The sequence below is a fragment of the Streptomyces sp. NPDC007084 genome, assembly GCF_040703595.1.
GTDB lineage: Bacteria > Actinomycetota > Actinomycetes > Streptomycetales > Streptomycetaceae > Streptomyces.
This window is the reverse complement of record NZ_JBEYFY010000087.1, coordinates 1-21,011: the sequence shown is the minus strand read 5'-3', so window position 1 is coordinate 21,011 and position 21,011 is coordinate 1. Positions and strand designations below refer to the sequence as shown.

At 74.1% G+C, this 21,011-nt stretch carries 10 protein-coding genes and 1 pseudogene; all 11 read left to right on the top strand.

What is annotated here, in order from left to right; translation table 11 throughout:
• A pseudogene (locus tag AB0912_RS34235) lies at window positions 1-634 on the top strand (type VII secretion integral membrane protein EccD); the annotation flags it as partial.
• Window positions 635-645: 11 nt separating this feature from the next.
• A complete protein-coding gene (gene eccB / locus AB0912_RS34230) occupies window positions 646-1,938 on the top strand; it encodes a type VII secretion protein EccB (RefSeq protein ID WP_366706919.1) in 1,293 nt (430 codons plus the stop codon).
• Window positions 1,939-1,943: 5 nt separating this feature from the next.
• Window positions 1,944-4,544, top strand: coding sequence for a hypothetical protein (locus AB0912_RS34225; RefSeq protein WP_366706917.1), 2,601 nt, complete (start codon window positions 1,944-1,946; stop codon window positions 4,542-4,544).
• The gene (locus AB0912_RS34220; protein ID WP_366706915.1) at window positions 4,541-7,825 is read left to right on the top strand and encodes a right-handed parallel beta-helix repeat-containing protein; all 3,285 of its coding nucleotides are present in this window, start codon (window positions 4,541-4,543) and stop codon (window positions 7,823-7,825) included. Before AB0912_RS34225 ends, AB0912_RS34220 begins: the two co-directional genes overlap by 4 nt.
• A gap of 122 nt (window positions 7,826-7,947) precedes the next feature.
• Window positions 7,948-8,283 (top strand): WXG100 family type VII secretion target, encoded by a 336-nt coding sequence (locus AB0912_RS34215; protein WP_366706913.1) that lies wholly within the window; start codon window positions 7,948-7,950, stop codon window positions 8,281-8,283.
• A 45-nt stretch (window positions 8,284-8,328) separates the two neighbouring features.
• Window positions 8,329-8,619 (top strand): WXG100 family type VII secretion target, encoded by a 291-nt coding sequence (locus AB0912_RS34210; RefSeq protein WP_366706911.1) that lies wholly within the window; start codon window positions 8,329-8,331, stop codon window positions 8,617-8,619.
• Between the two features lies 1 nt (window position 8,620).
• Entirely contained in the window at window positions 8,621-9,241 is a 621-nt protein-coding gene (locus AB0912_RS34205; protein ID WP_366706909.1) for a hypothetical protein, read from the top strand.
• A 117-nt stretch (window positions 9,242-9,358) separates the two neighbouring features.
• Window positions 9,359-11,737 carry a hypothetical protein gene (locus AB0912_RS34200; RefSeq protein WP_366706907.1) on the top strand — a complete coding sequence of 793 codons (2,379 nt, stop codon included), beginning with the start codon at window positions 9,359-9,361 and terminating at the stop codon, window positions 11,735-11,737.
• 154 nt (window positions 11,738-11,891) lie between these two features.
• The gene (locus tag AB0912_RS34195; protein ID WP_366706905.1) at window positions 11,892-12,323 is read left to right on the top strand and encodes a YbaB/EbfC family nucleoid-associated protein; all 432 of its coding nucleotides are present in this window, start codon (window positions 11,892-11,894) and stop codon (window positions 12,321-12,323) included.
• Window positions 12,316-12,684 (top strand): WXG100 family type VII secretion target, encoded by a 369-nt coding sequence (locus tag AB0912_RS34190; RefSeq protein ID WP_366706903.1) that lies wholly within the window; start codon window positions 12,316-12,318, stop codon window positions 12,682-12,684. Before AB0912_RS34195 ends, AB0912_RS34190 begins: the two co-directional genes overlap by 8 nt.
• 31 nt (window positions 12,685-12,715) lie before the next feature.
• Window positions 12,716-21,011: hypothetical protein (locus AB0912_RS34185; RefSeq protein ID WP_366706901.1), on the top strand; the 8,296-nt coding region annotated here is incomplete at its 3' end.

Here is a 21,011-nt window from a genome sequence, read left to right as displayed (position 1 = left end):
CGCCGGGCTGCGCGGTGACCAGGCCGCCGCCGTGGTCGCCGTGGCCCTGTTCGTGCTCGGCCATCTCGCGCCCCGGCTGGCCCTGCGCACCGCCCGGCTGCGGGTGCCCCAACTCCCGCACGACGCGCGGGAACTCCAGCTCGACATCGAACCGGAGCCGGACGCGCGGGTGGCGCTGCGCGTGTCCGTCGCCACCGCCTGTCTCGACATGATCGGCATCGCGTCCGCGCTGGTCTGGGCCGTCGCCCTGTGGCTGCTGACGGCCGGGGAGCACGGCTGGACCGGCTGGCTGCTGCCCCTGGCCCTGAGCCTCGCCGTGCTGCTTCGCGCGCGCGGCACCAACGGCACCCTCCAGCGGGTGCCCGCCGTGCTGGCCGGGGCGTACGGGCTGGTCCTCGTGCTCGTCGTCCGCACCGCCGCGAGCGGGCCGGCCGGCCGGGTCGTCGCCCTCGGGGTGCTGCTGGCCGCGGCCGTCCTGCTGCTGGTCGGCGCTTGGCGGCTGCCGCGTGCCCGGCTGCTGCCCATCTGGGGCCACCTCGGCGACCTGCTGGAGATCGTCACGGCGATCGCCCTGCTGCCGCTGCTGCTCCAGGTCCTCCACGCGTACACGTACTTCCGCGGCCTCGCGGGCTAGGGCGGACGACCGTGCAGACTCGACGCGATCACGTACAGGCGTACCAGTTCGCCATGGGCCGGCTCGCCTCGGCCCTGGTCAGCGGCGACCCCGGACGGGGCGACAGCCCGACGCGGCGGTCCGCCCTCGGCTCCGTGTTCGGGGTGGGGGTGGTGGTGCTGCTGTGCGCCGGGTTCGGTGTGTACGGGCTGATCTCCCCCGTCGCGAAGGACGACTGGCGCAAGGACGGGGCCGTCGTCCTGGAGAAGGACACCGGCAACCGCTACGTCTACGCGGGCGGCGTCCTGCGCCCGACCCGCAACTACGCCTCCGCGCTGCTCATCGCGGGCAAGCGGTCGGCCCCGAAGTCCCTCTCCGCGAAGTCCCTCGCCGGGGTGCCGCACGGCGGCCCGGTCGGCATCCCCGGCGCACCCGACACGGTGCCGGACGCGTCCGCGCTGTCGGCCGGCCCCTGGGCGCGCTGCCTGCCGGGCACCGGGTCCCGCGTCGTCGGGCAGACCCTCGCGTTCGGCCCGTCGGCCGCCGCGCTGCGCCCACTGCCCGCCGGCCGCCAAGTACTGCTCAAGGGCCCGAAGAACGCGCGCTATCTGCTCGTCCGCGGGGTCAAGCACCCGGTGCCCGACGCCTCCGCCCTCATCGCGCTCGGCCTGGACGACCAGACACCGCTGACGGCCGCCGCCGACTGGCTCGCCGCCGTCCCCACGGGTGCCGCGCTCACCGCGCCCGTACCGCCCGGCGCCGGGAAGCCGGCCGGGAAGGTCGCCGGACAGGCCGCCCGGGTCGGTCAGCTCTTCCGCACCAGCGCGGGCGGCACCGAGCACCGCTACCTGCTGCGCTCCGACGGGCTCGTCCCGGTCAACGCGACCGCGTTCGCGCTGCTCGCCGCCCGCCCCGGCGCGCCCGAGCCGCGGCAGGTCACCCAGGCGGACATCGCGGTCGCCCGGGTGTCCGCCGAACGCGGCCCCACCGACCGAATTCCCGATGTCGTCGGCGCCCGCCCGCTCGACGGCAAGACCGTCTGCCTGGAACAACGCCCGGACGGGCGGAGCCGGTTGACCGTGTCCGAGGTCGCCGACCGGCGGGTCGCGCTGCCCGCCGGGGCCGGGGTCCTGGCCGTCCCCGCCGCCGGCGGCACCCGCTACCTCGTCACCGAGCAGGGCGTGAAGTACCGGATCGCCGACGACGCCGCCGCGCGCGCCCTCGGCCTCGCCGACACCAAGCACCGGCTCACCCTGCCCGCCGACGTCCTCGCCCTCCTGCCCGACGGTCCGGTGCTCAGCCGCTCCGCCGCCGGAAAGGGCTGATTCCGATGGGCCGGCTCAAGCTGCGCGCCACACCGGTCGGCGACGCCCTCCTCGTCCACCCCAAGGGCCGGCTGGACGAGCGGGCGGCGGGTTTCGCGGGCGGCCTCGCGCGCGATCCGCTGCACACCCTCGTCGTGGTCGACCTGCCGGCGCGGGTCCTCGCGGACGAGTGGGCGGCGGTCGCCAAGGTGCTGTCCTCCTCCCGGTACGGCAGCCTGCGGCTGGTCTTCGGCCGGGGCAGGGGCGAGGACGTACGGACGGCCGCCGGGCGGATCGCCGACCGGCTCGGCCGCGAGGTCCTCGCCCCGGACGGCGCCCTCGTCCCGACCCTCGCGGGCGGACTGTTCGTCCCCGGCGACCAGGGCGCGGCGTGGCTGCGATTCCGGCCGGGACGCGCTTTCGAGCCCGACTCCCAGCGGTTCCCGAAGCCGCACTGGGAGTTCTCCGTACCGGCCCGCCCGCGCCCGGCCGGTACCCGCACGACCGCCCAACCGGTGCCGTCCGGCGTCTGGTTGCGGGCCGACGGGGTAGGCCCCGGCAACCCGCTCGCCGAGCGCGACCCGCTCGCCGAGCGTGACCGGCGCGCCGTCGAGACCGTCCCCACCGACACCCGGAACCTTCTCGTCGTCCTCGGCAGCCCCGGAACGGCTCCGCTCCCCGTCGACGACGTGGCCGACTACTGGGCCGGCGTCCTGCCCAACGCCCGCTCCGCCGTGCGGTTCGTCCTGTACGGCACCCTCGACACCCCCGACTCCCTCGCCCCCGGACAGGGCCTCGCCAACGCCCTGGACCACGAGGTCGTCCTGTACACGGACCTGCCCTCCGGCGCGCCCGGCCAGGACGGCCACAGCGGGATGCCGGACCACACGAGGTACACCCCGGCGCGGGGCACGGACGGGACGGATGGTCCGGCGGCGGTTCCGGACAGGGCGGCGGGGATTCCGGAACATCCAGCAGGGATTCCGGACAGTGCGGCGGCGGTCGGGGAGTCGGTCGGGGGCACGGTGCCTGACGGGCAGTCGGTCGCGGGCACGGTACCTGACGGGCAGTCGGTCGCGGGCACGGTACCTGACGGGCAGTCGGTCGCGGGCACGGTACCTGACGGGCAGTCGGTCGCGGGCATGGTGCCTGACGGGGAGTCGGCGGCCGACCCGGAATCGGAGAACCCGGAGCCGACGGAGACGGCTGAGATCCCGGAGACCCCCGAAGCCCGGGAGACCGTTACCGCCCCGGTGCCGACCGCACGGATTTCGTCCAGGGAGTCCGTGCCGCGCATACGGACGGAGTCCGGGGGCTCGGTGTCCAGCGGCTCGGCACCCGCCGCCGGTGCCGCCGAACCGCAGGCTCCGGCCACGGCTTCATGGCCCGACTCCCCTGCCCCACAGGCGACTTCGGCGACGCTCGCGGCTGGGGAGCCGGCACCGGCGCGGGTGAACGGGCCCGTCCCGGTCCCGGAGACGGAGACAGAGGCGGAAACGGAGACAAGGGCGGAGCCGGAGACGGACCCGGAGGCCGGGCTCCCCGGCGACGTGGCGGCGCCAACAGCCGTTCCAAGCCAAGTAGTTGAGCCGCGCCCCGAGACGGGGACTGTGAACCCCGTCCCCGTCCCCGTCCCCGCCCCGCGCCCCGTACGCCCCGCCGCCCCCCGTTTCCGGCTGGAGTCGGGCGCGCCCGTCCCCGAGCCGGAGACCGTGTCGGCGCCTGCCGTGCCGCCGGAGGTCCGGCCCCCGGTGGCCGCTCCCGGCGCCGCCCCCGCCCCGGCGAGCAAGCCGGCCCCGGCCGCGGCCCCGCCCGGCGTGCGTGTGCAGCCCGTGCCCAGGACGGCGGCCTGTGCGCTGCCGCCCGAGCGGGGTGTCGCGCAGGAACGGGACTGGGTGCGGCGGACGTTCAGCGAGCAGTACAACGCGACGGCCGGTTCGGTGTCGCGGATGATGTCCGAGTCGCCCGGCCTGCGTGGCGGTTCGAGGACGGAGGCGGCGGACGCGCTGACCGAACTGGTCGCCGTGCGGCTGTACTTGTCGGGCGACAGCCGGTTGGCCGACGCCGCCGTACGGACCGCGACCGCCGGTCCGCACGTACCGCTGGCCCGCTGTGTGACGGCCGGGCTGCGCAGACTGCCCTCCTACCGGGGCCCGGCGCTGCTGCGGACACGCCTGACCGACGCGGAGCGTGCCTGGTACCGGGACGGCAGGCTGGTCACCGAGTGGGCGTTCTGCCATGCCCGGACCTCGTTGCACCCGGGGCCCCGGGGCGGGGGTGCCGCCGACGTCCTGATCTGGTCGATGACGGCCCGCCGGACAGGCGCGCTGGACGCGGCCGTGCCGGACCGTGTGGTGTTCCTGCCGGGCACGTCCTTCAAGGTGCTGCGCACGGTGGGCGACGCCGTGCTGCTGCGGGAGGTGTCACCGTCGGAGATCGCCGAGGACGGCCGGGTCGACCTCCAGCGAGTGAAGCTCGACGAGATCGCCCTCAAGGGCCTGGGGAACATCCTCGACGCCCTGGAGAAGGCCGGCACCGACGCCACGGCGGAGAGCGCCGATCCGCCCGGACTGATCCTCACCCCCGCCGCGGGGCGTGCGGGTCGTACAGAAGGAGCCAAGCCGTGAGCAGGCAAGTCCTGTTGGTGTCCCCGGACCGCCCGGGTGCCCACCGTACGATCTCCGGCGCGCTGGCCGAGGCCGCCGACGGGGCGCTCGTCACAGTGGCCGCCGGCCGCTACGAGGAGGCGCTCGACATCACCCGCCCGGTGACCGTGGCCGCCGAGGGCGGCGCCGGGTCCGTACGGGTGCACGCGGCGGCCGGGAGCACCGTCGTGGTGGACGCGGAGGCGGTCCAGCTCTCCGGGCTCGTGCTGTCCGGCGCGGACCCGGACGCGCCGGTGCTGGACCTGCGGCGCGGGCAGGCGGCGCTGGACGGCTGTGCCGTCGAGGGCGCCGCGTGGACGGCGGTGCTCGCGTGGAACGAGGGCGTGCTGGCCGCCCGCGGCTGCCGGGTCACCAATCCGAACGGCGCGGGTGTGGTCGTCACCTCGCGCGGCGGGAACGTGCTGGAGGACACGGAGATCACCGAGGCGGGCTCGTCGGCGGTCGTGGTCGCGGAGCAGGGCCGTCTGGACGTACGGGGCTGCCGTCTCGACCGTCCGCGCGGCAACGGCGTCTGTGTCAACGGGGGCGCCTCCGCGACCGTCGAGTCCACCCGGATCAGCGGGAGCGGCAAGCCCGCGGTGGCCGTCGAGCAGGAGGCGCGGGCCGCGCTGCGCGGGGTCACCGTCACCGGCAGCGCCGTGCTGGACGCCTATCTCACGAGCCGGGGCGAGACCTCGCTCACCGACTGCGCCTTCTCCGGGTCGGCCGGGCAGTCGGTGCACATCGCCGACGGCGCCGCGCCCCATCTGCGGGGCTGCTCGATGACCGGCGCGGCGCGCAGCGGTCTCCAGGCCGCCGGGGGCGCCCGGCCCCGTCTGGAGGACTGCGAGATCACCGGCAGCCCGGTCGGACTGCACGTCACCGGCGCGGCGACGACGGTCACGGCCACGGGACTTGTGGTCCGGGACGCGGCGACCGCCGCCGTCCAGGCCGCCGACTCCGGGACCGCCGAACTGGAACGCCTCACCGTGGCCGGTGCGTCGGGCGCCGGGGTCCGCGCCCAGGGCGGCGCCCGGCTGACCCTGCGGGACGCCACGATCACCCTGAGCGGCGGCGAGGGGCTGGCGCTCGCCGGGGAGTCGAGCGCGTATCTGGCGGGCTGCGCGCTGCGCGACTGCGGGGCCGTCGTCGGCGAGGGCGCGGAACTGACCGCGCATGACAGCGAGTTCACCGGCTCGGCGGCCGACGCCGTGCGGGTGCTGGCGGGCGGCTCCCTCACCGCCGTCGGCTGCCGGATGACCGGCGCGAACGGACACGGCGTCAACGCCCACGCCAACGCCCGCACCGAACTGAGCAACTGCGCCGTCTCCGACAACGCCAAGGACCGTACGACGGCGGACACCGCGTCGGGCACCGCGGCGGACCCTGGCCCGGCGGCCTTCCCCCCGGACGCGGAGGCTCCCCGCTCCGGTACGGGCCCGCTCGCCGAACTGGAGGCCCTGGTCGGCCTGGAGAGCGTGAAGCACGAGGTCACCGGGCTGATCAACCTCAACAAGATGACCAAGCGGCGGACCGAGATGGGTCTGCCCATGCCGCCGATGAGCCGCCATCTGGTCTTCGCGGGGCCGCCCGGCACCGGCAAGACGACAGTGGCCCGGCTGTACGGGGCGGTCCTCGCGGAGCTGGGCATCCTCAGCAAGGGTCACATCGTGGAGGTGGCGCGCGCCGACCTGGTCGCCCAGATCATCGGCGGCACCGCCATCAAGACGACCGAGGTGTTCAACCGGGCGCTGGGCGGGGTGCTGTTCATCGACGAGGCGTACACCCTGACCAACCAGTCGCGGGGCACGGGACCGGACTTCGGCCAGGAGGCGGTCGAGTCCCTGATGAAGCTGATGGAGGACCACCGCGACGAGATCGTGGTGATCGCGGCGGGCTACTCCGAGCACATGGACCGCTTTCTCGCCTCCAACCCCGGCATGGCCTCGCGGTTCGCCCGCACGGTGGAGTTCCCCAACTACGCGCCGGAGGAACTGGTCACCATCGTGCGGGGGTTGTGCGCCAAGCACTACTACGAACTGGCCGACGACGCCCTGGAGGCGCTGTCGCGCTACTTCGAGGAGGTCCCCAAGGGGCCGACGTTCGGCAACGGCCGTGTCGCCCGGCAGGTCTTCGAGTCGATGATCAGCGCCCAGGCGTCCCGGCTGGCCGCGCAGCCGCCGGAGCACGACAGCGACCTGAGCCGGCTGACCGCCGCCGACGTCACCCCGGCGCCGCAGGCACCCACGCCGTCGGGGCAGACACGACCGGAGACACCGGTCCACGGCCAAACCCGGTCGGTGAGGCCGGAGTTGGCGCCCACCTCTCCCCCGGCCGCCCCGGACCCGGCCGCCCCGGCCCGTCCCACCTCGGACCCGGCCGCCCCGGCCCGTCCCACCTCGGACCCGGCCGCCCCGCCCCAGTCGACCCCGACACCACCGACCCCGGCCCCGCCCCTCCCCGAGACTCCACCCGTCCCCAAGACTCCACCCGGCTCCGAGACCCCACCCGTCTCCGCGCGGGCCGGCCGTCATCTGGCCGCGCTCACCGGTCTCGGACCGGTCACCGAGGCGCTGGCCGCCCGGGTCGAGACGCTCGTCGGACTCGGGCAGGGCACCGCGGGACTCGCCGACGTCATCCTGGAGGGCGCCCCCGGCAGCGGACGCCGTGCCGTGGCCGCCGCCTACGGGCGGGCGCTGGCCGAACACGGCGTGGTGGCCTCCGGGGCGTTCGGCCACATGCCGCTGTCCACCGTCCCGGCCCGGTGGCCGGAGCAGCCGCACGCGTATCTGGACCACACCTTCCGGGAAGCGGCGGGCGGTCTGCTCGTCGTCGAGGCCGACGCCGCCTTCGAGCGGCGTCCGGCCGCCGAACGGGACGCCGTGGTCGACGCGTTGGCCGGCCAGGCCGCGTCACGCGAAGCGCACGACGCCGTTCTGGTGCTGTCCGGCAGCGCACCCCACCTGATGGATCTGCTCCGGGACCGTACGGATCTGGCGGCGGCTTTCGCCGAGTATCTGCGGCTGCCCGCCTGGACGGGCGCCGGGCTCGCCGAACTCACCCGCCGGCGGCTGACCGTGCTCGGTTTCGAGGCCGGTGACGAGGTGACGGCGGCACTGGCGGGCCAGGACCCGGCGCACGGCGCCCATGGCGCGCACCGGCTGGCCGACCGGATCGCCGCACGCGCCCGCGCCCGCCGCCTGGTGCTGGACGACCTCGCCGGGGACCTCCCGGTGCCCGCGGCCACGCTGGTGGCGCCCTGACGGGACGAACGGGCAGAGATCTGCGGTCGGTCGGGCAGCGTGCCCGGAATCCGGTCAACGACCGCCGCCGGCCCCGACGACGATCGTGACGACCGACGACCCCACCAAGGAGAGGAACGGCCATGGCCGGCAACACAGAAGCATCGGTGAACATCGCGGGCATGAAGTCCGCCCAGGGCAGCTTCCAGTCCGCGCTGGACGAGGCCAACAGCAGCTACACGCAGATGCAGAGCCAGATCGACGCGCTGCGGGCGAGCTGGACCGGCGAGGCGGCGAGCACCTACCAGGGCGCGATGGACACCTGGCTGCGGGACTTCGCGACCGTGCGCGCCCAGCTCGGCCTGATGCTGGAGAAGCTCCAGGCCAACACGGGCACGTACACGACCACGCACCAGGCCACCACGGACACGGCGAACACCCTCCACAAGAGCATGACGCAGCCCCTCCCGGGCTTCTAGTCAACTCCCTTCCCTCACACACCCGTTCACAGCGAGGAGCCCGCGATGCCCACGTACACCGTGCAGATGAACCAGATCGAGTACGTCGTCGGTGAGATGGCCGCGATCAGCAAGAAGATCCAGGAGACGCTGACCGACCTGGACGACAGCACGAAGATCCACCTCAGCGAGTGGACCAGCGACGCGCGCAGCACGTACGACACCGTCAAGCTGAAGTGGGACACGGCCGCCGCCGACATGGTGACCCAGGCCCAGAACGCCACGAACTCGCTCGGCCACATCAACGAGGCCTACCACGCGGGTGAGCGGCACGGTGTGAGCCTCTGGGACCAGTGACATGGCGACCACGGACGAGGCAGCCGACCGGCACAACAACGACTCCGACAACAGCGGCGGCGACCACGGCACGACCAGCTCCCACCAGGGCGGCGACGACCACCACTACCACGGTGGCACGGACGTCCTGCACGGTCCGGGCATTCTCAGCGACCCCCACCCGTTCGTGCCGCCGCCGGTGCCGGGCGGGAACGGCTCGAACGGGACCTCGGTCAGTACGCCGTCGATGGAGCTGTTCGCCACCAACATCGGCCTGCTGATCCAGCCGGTGCGGGACGTCGCCGACGGTCTCGCGGACGTCTCGATCGCCCCGGGCGCGTTCTACCACGCCAACGTGATGCGCACGGAGGTCAACGGCCCGAACGCCGACGCGGGCCTGAAGAAGAGTTACGGGGACGCGCTGTCCGCCCTGGTCAAGGGGCTCACGGATCTGCGGGACGGGGTGAAGCAGCTCAGTCACGACTACGGGACGACGGAGGAGGCCAACAACATGACGGCCACCGACCTCGCGACCGCGCTCGGCAACACCGCCAACGACTTCAACACCATGATGACCTCGAACGGCGGCACCGGGATGACCGGCCCCGGCAACCCCACGACGAACACCCCGGCCCCCGCCTGAGCCGTATCCCGGCGGCCGGGACCCGGGGCGGGACGGCGGACTCGGCACAGGTGCGTCCGGAGGACTCGGCACAGGTACGTACGGCGGACACGGCACAGGTGCGTACAGGAGACGACAGTGGCGGACTACAACAGCGGCGGCTTCCACCAGGGCGACGACGGCACGATCTTCGGCAACCCCGACGGCTCGTCCAACGGCAGCATCCACGACTACGACAACTGGGACTGGAAGCAGATCAAGGCGGCCATCACCGGCATGGCCGCGGGCGTCTCGAACGACGCCAACGTGGCCCACGCCCGTGCCGTCGCCGACCCGCAGTCGCTCATGGACGCCGCCAACGCCTTCTACCACGTGCAGCGGACCCTGGAGGGCATCACCAAGAGCCTGGTCGACCAGGCCAAGGCGCTCGCGGGCGAGAACGGGCCGTGGAGCGGGGCCGCCGCCGACTCCTTCCTCGACATGATGACCAACTTCTCCCGGCAGGTGAAGGCCAACGCCGATGTCCTGGCCGGGGGTTCGACCGGTGACCGCTCGGTCCCCCACCAACTGGCGAACAACGCGATCACCCTGCGGAGCGCGCAGAACAAGCTCGCCGAGATCGACACCTGGTACGCCGACCAGGCGATCGCGATGGGCGTCAGGCCGATGTCGAACGGGCTGATCCCGATCAGCCAGAAGCCCGAACTCGTCCAGATGATGAACGAGGATATGCGCAGCGTCCTCAAGAGTCTGGCGCACACCTACCAGGTCACCACGGACAACATCGTCAACCCCGTGCCGGTGAACTCTCCCGCCAACAACCCGCAGGGTCCCGGCACCGGCGACGGCCCGCCGGACGACGGTCCCGACCTCGGCGGACCGGACGAGGGGATCGGGAACACGGGCGACCTCTCGGACCTGTCGGGCCTGACGGACACCGCGCTGGACAAGGGGCTCGACACCGGCGAGGGCATCGGCGGCCTGGGCGGGCCCGACGGGCTGGGCGGCCTGGGCGGTCTTGACCCGTCCGGCGACCTGACGGGATTCCCCGGCGATCCGTCCGCGCTGGACGGCACGGGCCTGGACGGCATCGGCCCGGGCGGCACCGGGCTCGACGGTCCGGGTCCGGACGGCACCGGACTCGGCGACCTCGGCCTCGACGGACTCGACGGACTCGATCCGTCGGCGCTGGACAACGCGCTCAATCCCGTCTCGTTCCCGGGCCTCGGCGGCCTGGGCGGACTCGGCGGACCGGGGACCGGCCGACTGGGCACCGGGAAGGGCGCCTTCGACGGTCTGTCGACGGCCGACCCCGAGGCGTTCGGGGACACCGGTCTCACCGACGGCCTTGGAGACGGCCTCACCGACGGACTCACCGACGGACTCACCGACGGACTCACCGGCGGCCTGGACAGCGGCCTGGACAGCGGCCTCACCGACGGGCTCGCCACCGAGTCCGGAATGCCGTCACAGCTCGCGACTTCCTCCGGGATGCCGTACATGCCGGGCATGGGCGGTACGGGCTCGGGCGGCGCTCTGTCGTCGGAGCCCACGGACGCCTCCGGGCTGCTCGACGCGAGCGCGGAGCCCTGGGAGGGCGAGGCGCTGACCGGCGGCGACGAGGTCGGCTCGACGGAGGGCGCGGCCGCGGGCGGCGAGGGTCTGGCGACGGGCGGCATGCCCTACCTGCCCGGCATGGGCGGCATGGGCGCGGCGGGTGCGGGCCGGGACGCGACCGGTGAACGGACCGACGCCTCGGGCCTGTTGGACGAGAGCACCGAGCCCTGGGAGGGCGGCGAGGACACCGAGAGCGACGAAGTCGGCTCGGCGGAGGGCGCCCTCCCCGGGGTTCCGTACCTGCCCGGGTTCGGAGCGTCCGGGACGACGGGGCGGGGGTCCCGTACGGGCACGGACACGGGCGCCGGCAACACCGGAGACGCCACCGCCACCGGTGCCGGCACCGGCACCGGCACCGGCACCGGAGAGGCCGATGGCGCGGAGTCCGCCGGGGAGTCGACGGCGACGGCACCGGGCCACACGCCGGGGGCCGCCGTGGCGGAACCGGCGACCGCTCCGGCCCCGGTCGCGGTCGGCTCCGACGGACTGCCGCTGCCCGGTGACGACGGGAGTGCCGTCGTCCCGCGACCGGTGGCCGACGACGGCGAGGAGGACTTCTCCGCGTGGGAGGCCGGGGCGGGCGCGGGCGCCTTCGTCCCGCTGCTGTGGGCGGTAGCCGGGGAGCGGGAGTCGCGGGAGACCGCCGAGGAGGAGCAACGGGGCGCGGCGAGCGAGCCGTTGAGCACCTGGCAGCCGGAGCGGCAGGCCCCCGGGACCGCGCCCGCGGCACACCTCGTCCGGGGGGTGTCGGGGTGTGGCGACGGAGGCCTCGAACCGGAGGACCCGGACGGGGAGGCCGAGGAGGAGACCGAGGAGACCGGCCGGGGCATCGCGGACCTGCTGGTCCAGGAGGAGAGCACGTGGGGCACGGTCCCCGACGGCCCCGCCGCGACGTACTGAGTCCGCCCGGGTGCTGGACCACTCCGTACCGAGTCCGCCCCGGTCCGGGACCCGCACGTACCGAGTCCACCCCCGTCCGGGGCCCGCACCCACCGAGTCCGCCCGGGTCCAAGACCCGGAGCCGTCAACACCGTCCGCAGGGAGAGGAGTTCAGGTGCCCAGCCCGTACGACCAGCAGATCGAGGGCCTGCTGGAGCAGTACCGCCGGCAGCGCGAGGAGGCCGCCGAGACGCGGCGCCGGATCAACGCGACGACGTCGACCGCGACCGCCCCGCGCCAGACGGTGAAGGTGACCGTCGGCGCGCAGGGCGAGGTCACCGCCATCGAGTTCCCGACCGGCGCCTACCGCCGGATGGCCCCGAAGGAGCTGGCGGAGGTGCTGCTCGCCACCATCCGGCAGGCCCGCTCCGAGGCGCTGGACGGTGTCGCCGGTGTGCTCGCCGGTGAGCTGCCGCCCGGGGTGACGGTGGCCGATCTGCTCCAGGGCCGGGTCGACCCCGCCGCCCTGCTGCCCGAGGACCCGGCGATGCCGGACTCCGTACGCGATTACGTCGACCACGGCTTCCAGGGAGAGACCCATGAGTGACGGCAGGTTCTCCGTCGACACCGACCGCCTCGGGCAGGCCGCTCCGCAGGTCCAGGAGCTGGCCGGACGGATCCGGTCCATCGCGACCAAGCTGGACGGCCGGCTCTCCGCGCTCGGCGCGTGCTGGGGCGACGACGAGAGCGGACGGCAGTTCCACGAGCAGTACGCCGAGCCCAAGCGGCAGCTCGCGCACGGCATCACCGGGGTCGGTGACGTCTTGGACAGCACCGTCGAGGGCATCCGCACCATGGCCAAGGGCTTCGAGCGGACCGAGGAGCAGAACGTCGAGGCGCTGCGCGCGATCACGCCCTCCGAGTCCGCGACGGTGAACGAGTCCGCACCGCACCGCACCCGCCGCTAGAGCACGGCCCGACAGAGGAACACGGCAGCACATGAGCGTCGAGATGCCCCCCGAGCTGGCCTGGGTCGCCCGGCTGGCGGTCGGGCAGGCCTGGCCCAAGGGCGACGAGGACAATCTGCACGCCCTCGGCCAGGCCTGGAACGAGGCCGCGCAGGAGCTGAAGGGCATCAGCGAGCAGATCGGCGCGTCCGGCAACGGTGTTCTGGAGAGTGTGGGCGGGCAGGTCGCGGACGAGTTCCGCGGCTTCGTCACCCAACTGGAGTCCACGCTGCCGGAGATGGCGCAGTCCGCGGACCAACTGGGCAAGCTCGGCAAGCACACCGCCGTCCAGGTCGAGTACTCCAAGTACATGATCCTCGGCCAGCTCATCCTGCTGGCCGCGCAGATCGCCCAGTGGGCCTTCTTCGCGCCCGAGGTGATCCCGCTGGCCGTCACCGCGGCGCGCCTCGCGGTGAAGATGATCCTGCGGCGGCTGCTCATCTCCGTGGCGACCGGCGTGGCCATCAACGTCGGCCTCGACGTGGCCGTCCAGACCATCCAGTTCCTCAAGGGCGACCGCACCGAGTGGAGCACCGACAACACGGTCTCGGCGGTCGTCTCCGGTGCCATCGGCGGGGCCATGGGCGGACTGTTCTTCGGGGCGGGCAGCGTGCTGGCCCCGAAGTTCGCGCACTCCCTGCTCGGCAAAGGCGTTCTGGGCGCGGCGACCGGCCTGAGCACCGCCGGGATCATGTACGGGATCTACAAGAGCGGCCAGGACGAGTTCGGTTCGTCGGTCTCCGCGGGGGCGCTCGGAGCGCTGGGCGGCGGAGGCAAGCGGCGCTTCGGCGGCAAGGGAGGCACCACCGAGGTCGACCCGGTCCATGTGAACGTGCCCGGCCCGCTCACCTTCGATCTGCCCGGCCTGGAGACGGCGGAGAAGGCCGCGCTGTCGGACCCGCCGCCGACCTCGGCCAAGTCGGCGCCCGTGACCGGCGGGGAGACGAACTCCCACACCGTGCGCGAGAACGGGCCGACGACGACCAGGTCCGCCACCGAGACCGACGGGGCCGGAGTCCACGCGCGGAACACCGGCAGCGCCCCGGCGGTCCACGGCACGACCGAGGGCACGCACACCCCGGGGGCGGGCTCGCTCGACGGCGGCCTGCCGGGGTTCGCCACCACCCTCAGGAACACCCCCGGCACCACCTCGCCCCCATCGTCCGCCTCCTCCTCGTCCGCCTCGTCCTCGTCCAGCACCAGGGGTCCGGGGGCATCCCGTACGGCGACGCCGGGTCCGACCTCGGCCGTCCGCACCGGCACTCCTTCCGGCGTCGGATCAGGCGCCGGCGTCGGCACCAGGCAGGGCGCGGGCGCGAGTACGGGCATGGGCACGAGCACGAGTACGGCGAGCGGCGCCTCGTCCGCTCCTCGCCCCACGACGACCTCCGGCGGCCCGGCCCCGGCCAACTCGCCTACGGAGCCGGCCCGTTCCTCGCCAGCGTCCGAAGGACCCGCCCGGTCCGCCGAGGCACGGCCCTCCTCCGTGCGCACCGAGACGGCCTCCCGGGCGGCCGGCAACGGCACGACCGCAGGAGCGGCGACTCCCTCGTCCGCCCGACCGGCGACCACGACGACCACGGCGACGGCGACGGCCGGGACAGCTACGACGGCCGTGGGGACCAGCACGGCCGCAGCCACGGCCGGAGCCACTCAGCACGCCCCCGCTCCGGAGGCGGCCGAGGCCCCCGAGGGTCCGGCGAAGGCGGCGACCAGCGGGGCGGAGACGCCCGCGACGACGGAGGCCGCCGGCACGCCGCCCGGCACCGGCAGAGCGGCGGACCCGTCGACTCCGGTGACGGCCGGAGACCCCCCGCCCTCACGTCCCGGCACCCCGCCGACGCCCACGCCCGACCCCACCCCTCCCCCACCGCCGGGCCACCTGCACGGCGAGTCGGCTCCCCCGCCCCGGATGCGGCTCGACCGCACCCCGCGCTTTGTCGTCCGGTCCGCCTTCGAGGCGCGCCGGTTCACCTACCAGGGGGCCCCGGTCACCGACCTCACGGTCAGGGTCGCGTTCCGCGGCGACGGTGAGGGCCACGACACGGGGGCCGTATGGGAGCGGATGGCCGACGGCGTCCGGCAGTTCCTCAACGAGCCCGGCTACCACCTGCCGAACGGCGACCGTCTGCACGTGACGGTGTTGCGGGCGCGGCCCGGCGACGACCCGCACCTGACTGTGGACCTCGTCGGCCGGGACCGGGGCATGGACCAGCGGTCGTGGTGGCCGGACGCCGAACCCGTCGACTACGCGCACGAGTTGGCCCACCAGATCGGGCTGCGCGACGAGTACCGGGACGCGAGCACTCCGCACCGCCCCGCCGTCGAGGGCAGCCTCCAGGGCGACTACCGGGCGGCGGCCCCGGAGAACCTGCGGCAGGCGGGCCTGCGGGACCGTCATCTGCGGCTGATCGGCGCCCTGGTGGGCGACCTGGACGAGACTCCCGCGAGCCCGCGCCCGGCCGAGCCCGCGACGGCGGGACTCCCGCACGACGAGGAGTGGGCGCGCGCCTGGCACGGCGCCGTGGCCACCGACCGGAGCCATGTGTGGGTGGACCCGGTGTCCGACCCGCTGCGTCACGCCGGGGACGGCACCCCCGACGGGAGCGGTGAGCCCCGGCCCATCGCGCCGGATCACGAGTCCGCGGGGCGCGACGAGGACAGCCCGGCGGCAGCGGACCGCCCGGTGGGAGAGGGCGGCCCGGCGGGCCGGGACCATCCGGCGAGCGGGGACGGCATCAGGGACGGCGACCGGCCCGCGACCGGATCCGCATCCGCATCCGCATCCGCGTACGGGACCAGGTTCGCGACCCGGTCCGCGAGCCAGGACCCGGCGATCCGGGAGGAGAACCGGCCCGGCGGCGGGGAGCAGGCCCCCGAGGTCGCCCCGCGCACCTTCGGCACGCCGGAGTACGCGCCCAACAACTCGCTGATCATGCAGCCCGGTTACGCCTCCGGCGACCAGTTCGGCATCCTGGCCTCACTGCTGCACGACCCGAACCGGCACGTCCTCATCGCCCGTGGACCGGCCGCGGGTCTCCCGGGGCACGCCCCGGTCCGCGACAAGTCCCGCGCCATCGCGGCCTTTTACCGTGAGAGCGGCATCCCCGATTCCCGTATCCACTTCGTGGACGTCCCCAGCATGGAGACGGGCCACAACGTCTGGCCCGCCCTGAACCAGGAAGCGACCCGGATCGCCCGGGACCAGTGGCTGATCCGGAAGTCCTTCCGCGAGATGTTCCAGGTCAAGGAGTTGTGGGGCGTCACCGACGGCACCGAGCACGTCGCGCGGGAGTTCTCCGCCGGTCTTCGGGACCAGGTCCGCGACGCGTGGGATCTGGGCCCGCACCACGATCCGGCGGTGGAGGCGTGGCTGGCCGGACAGGGCATCCACCTACCGGGAGGCGACAAGCCCGTCCTGGTGCTGTGGTCCCGTTTCTCGGGCAAGGCCACACAGTGGTCCGACCTCAGAAGCCGGATGGAGCACGACACCAGCTTCCAGGGTGTCCGACAGCTCCTGCGCAATCTGGGGGACAGCTACAAAGCGGTGATCATCACCGGCGACCCGCACCCCGACCCCGCCAAGAGCGGCAAGTGGGACGAGCTGGTCCATGAGATGCGCGGCGAACTGGGCACCGACGCCATCCACCACGTCACCGGCTTCTGGCGCGGCACCGACCCGGGGCTCGCCGCGTGGGGCGGCAACACCCGCACCGGTCAGTTCCGGCTCTACGACCACCTGGACCGCCGGCACGGAGTGCAGCACCTCGGCTTCCGCTCGGGGAACCTGGAGGCCGTGGCGCTGATCGGCCAGGACGTCCACTATTTGGAGGAGTCGGACGCGACCGGCTCCCGCCGGATGGAGGCCTGGCACAACACCGGCACCGGCAGGACCCGCAAGGGCGGCCTCGCCCCCGGGTACGAGCGCGTCGTCGTGAGCGCCCCGCCGACCGCGTCCGGCCGCTACGCGAAGCAGTTCGAAGCCGACGAGCCGCCGTACAGCGGGTACACGCCCGCCGACCCGGCCAGGGCCGGCTGGAGCAAGCCGGTCGACGTGTACGGCAGGGAACGGGGTTTCGACCACACCGACCTGGAGTCGATCCGGGAGGAGCTGGGGCTCGACGGCCGGGGCCAAGGCCATGCCGGCGTCGACACGGACCGTCTCCAGCACGCCCGGCGCCGCTACGAGGCGGTGCGGGATCACATCCGCGCCAACAAGGCCATGGCCGGATACGACGTCGAGCAGTATCTGGCGCCGATCGACCGGTTCTTCGCGGTCGACCCGGCGAACTATCCCCACGGCGCCTCGCAGATGTACGCGGACTTCGTGGAGAGTTATCTGCCGCACTTCCCGGTCGTCTGGGAGACCCAGCGCCAGATCCGGCAGAACCTGGCCTGGCAGGCCTACTACCAGCAGCAGGCACAGCAGGGTCACCCCCAGCAGGCACAGGGCGGCCCCGCACAGCAGGCGCAGGCGGGCGGGGGCGAACTCGCGCCGCGCGCCCCGCAGCCGAAGGCCTCGGACGACACCCGGGCCGGCGGTGCAGTCGCCCCGTCGGACGGCACCGCCATGATGACGCGCCCGGCACCTGCCCCGACGGACGCCCAGCCCTGGGCGGAGGCGGAGTCCTCCGCCCAGGGGCGGGCCCGCGCCGACGCCGAGCACCCCTCACTGTCGGCCGTGCCGACCACGGACGGCTTCGCCGAGCTGCGCCATCTGTCCTCCACCGGGGTCACCCCGGCCGAGGCACGGGCCCGTTACGGAATGCCCGAGGCGAACTTCGACAAGTTCAAGGAGATCGCGGCCAAGCACCAACTGCGGATCGACGTGCGCCCGACCAACCCGACCGCCCCCGACTGGCTCGACCAGGGCAAGCTGCCCAAGCCGAAGGACATCAAGGCCAAGTCGATCAACGACGTGGACGTCCACCTCGGCGCCCGGGCCGAACACCGCGGCCTGATCGGGTACTTCAGGCCTCGGATGCCCGAGCGCGGCGGCTTCGACGACCGGACCTGGGACCGTGTCGAGGCACGGTTCGCGCAGCGTAACGAGGAGTTCGAGACACTCGCCCCGGTCATGGCGAACCTGGCGGCCGAGGGGAGGTTCAAGGTCGAGGACGGGCTCGTGTTCGGCCGGGACCGGGAGGGCGGCTGGCGCGAGATCACCGGCGACCACGACGTGTTCGACATCAGCACGCCCGGCAGTACGCGGCTCAAGGGCAGCCCGTACGACCGGGTGATCGGCGAGATGGTCGGGAACGACATGGCCGTCATGCACGGCGCCCACATGGACTGGGAACCGTCGTCGCCGTTCAGCAAGGGCATCTTCACCAAGATCGTGGAGTCGCACCAGGAGGGCGGCGAGCCCCTGCTCCGCTTCCGCCCCGGCGTGAACGACGCAGAACTCGTCCACGCCCGGCCCGTGGTACCCCACGACGCCCGGCCGCCTGTCGCGCTCCCCGCCCCTCCCCGCGAAGACCTCCGGACCGGCACCCCGGACAGGGAAACGGAGACGGCGGCCGAGACGGCACCGGAGACGTCGGCCGGGAGCCGGGCCGAGCCCGAACTGCCGCCGGCGGAGCGGGCGGACACTGAACTGCCGGCGGCGGACCGGTCCGAACCCGAACTGCCGCTGCCGGAGGCCGAGTCCGCGACCGTACGACCCGAACCGGAGGTCGCCGCAACGGAAATGACTGCGGTACCGCCCGAACTCCCCCTCACCGAAACGGACTCGAACCCGGCAACGGACCCATTGGCGGAACCTGCGACGAACCCGATGGCGAACCCGATGGCGAACCCCGCATCGGACCAGCGGCGGGCCGTGCCGGAGCCCGAGCCCCTGGTCGTCGAGCCGGACGGCGACCCCATGAGTCCGCCCACGCCGACCAGTGACGCCGGCCGGCCGGGTGAGCCGCCCGAGCCCGTCGTGCACCCGGCCCCGGCCCCGGCTCCGGAACCGCACGCAGACCCGCCGGCGCTGCTGACCGGCCGCTACCAGCGGTCGCTGGCCGGGATCAAGATCACGGACGCGCCCGGCCCCGAGGCGCTGCGTGCCCGTGTCCTCGCGACGCTGCCGCCCGCGTACCGGACCGACCCGCAGGTCGTACAGAAGCTCGACGCCGAGTTCGATCCGGCCACCTTCCGTGCGAAGCACGACCAGATGGTCAACGGCGGCCGGCACTTCCGCCTCCGGGTCGGCGGCGCCCCGCACGACGTGGTGCTCAGGGCGTACCCGGCGGGCTGGCGCCAGCAGAGCGGCGCGAGCCGGACCGAGGGGAACGACGGCAAGGGGTTCGAGCGGACGGCGGAGGCCAAGCGGCAGGACGAGCCGAAGAAGACCTCCCTCACCACCTCCGAGGCGGGCCTCGACCTGGCGCCGGTCGTGATCCGCCCGGTTCCGGGCCATCCGGACCAACTCGGCGTGGTCACCCCGTCGGTGAAGGCGGGCGGTGTCTCGCACGCCGCCGACACCTCGGTGACGACCGGCTCCGAGTCGGCCTCGAAGACCGCGCTCACCGGTCCGACCGACACCTATGTGTCCAGCTTCCGCTACGAGGCCGACGTCATCGCCCCTGACGGCCATACGCTGCCCCGGCCGAGCACCGAGCCCATCGTGGGCGACGTCACCGCCGAGATCGCCCGCCCCACGGCGGACCCGGGCGCCCCCGCGCCGGCGAACGGCCGGCAGCACGACTGGGCCGCAGCCGCCGAGCGACCGCTCGACATCACCGGCCTCGACTCCGTCCGTACGGAGGTCTTCCGCCAACTCCCCCGCGAGCAACGCCCGGACGGCGTCGCCCACCACGCCATCCTCGACTTCCTGTCCCCGAAGAACGTCGTCGACGGCTTCGAGCACGCCGCCGGCTGGGGCCTGACCTCGAAGCGGCTCGACCTCTCCGGCGGCGGCCACGCCTGGCTCCGGCTGACCCTGGAACCCGAGACCTCCGTCCACGAGGGCACCGTCTCCGACAAGCACACCGTCAGCAGCAAGGCGACCGGGGAGCACGGGACCGGCCGTACGGACAGCTCCTCCTGGTCGGTCGGCCTGAACGGCGGCGGGTCCCGGCGGCTGTGGGAGAGCCGGCAGACACGGGAGTCCACCTGGCTGACCGTCACCGGCGGCTACACCTACGCCCACAGCCAGGCGCACCAGGAGAAGGGCAAGCAGACCTTCTCGCTGGAGAGCAGCGTCGAGCACGCGGGCACCGGCGACCTGATCGGCACCCGGGTGCGGTTCCGCGTCGAGGTGCTGCGCGACCACTTCTCGCCGCGCGCGGACGGTCTGCGCGCGGTCCGCCCCGAGCCCGCCCCGCCGGCCGCCGCCCCCGGCGCGGCGAACCCGCCCGCCACGCCGACCGGCGAGGTCCTGCGGGTCCGGACCCGCCCGGAACCGGCGCCCGGCGCCCAGGACGGGCCCGACGGCCAGGCCGGACAAGGCCGGCCGGACGGTCCGGGCACCCGTGCCGTGCCCCGGGACCTGCGCGCGCCGCTGACCGCCCACCGCACCACGTTCACCGACGTCCCGGGCTCGCTGGAGCTGGAGCGGCACATCACGCGGCGGCTGCACGAGCTGGCCCCCGGCATCCTCCCGCCGCCGGACGGGGGCGAGGGCCGGGTCACCCCGCAGGCCATGGAGAACCAGCGTCTGCTGCGCGAACGCGTCTCCGGCTCCGGCCTGCGCGCCGAGGGCGGCCACCTGCTCGACGGCACCTTCCGGATCACCCTGGACGCCTCCCATCTGCCGGGGCTGCCCGGCCGGACGTACGAGGTGGTGATCCGGGCCAACACCACGGCGGGCGCCCACGACGGGGCCGTACGCTCGACGGCCAAGCACACGGTGACCCGCGGCCACGCCGCCGACAAGGGGGTCACCCGGGGCAGCAAGCACACCGGCGGGATCAGCGGCAACGTCCGCCGGGCGCTCAACCCGGTGGACACGGTGCGGGCGTTCGGCCTCGGCGGCGCCGACGGTTCGTACGGTCCGTCGCGGCAGACCGTCGCCGGTACGGAGACGCAGGTCAAGCGCGGGTTCCAGCACAAGGGGCAGGCCGACGCGTTCAGTTGGCCGGTGACGTACAGCGTCATGATCGGCCCGCACCGGGAGGGCGAGGCGCCGGGTGCCCTGCCCGCGGACCGGTCCGCCGACGGGCAGGCCCGGCATCCGGTGCTCGGGGTCGCGCCCGCGGGCGGCGAACCGCTGCGCCTCGACGCCCAGTCCGCCGACCTCAAGCGCTCCAACGCCGAGCTGGAGCAGTTCGCCTACGTCGCCTCGCACGACCTCCAGGAAC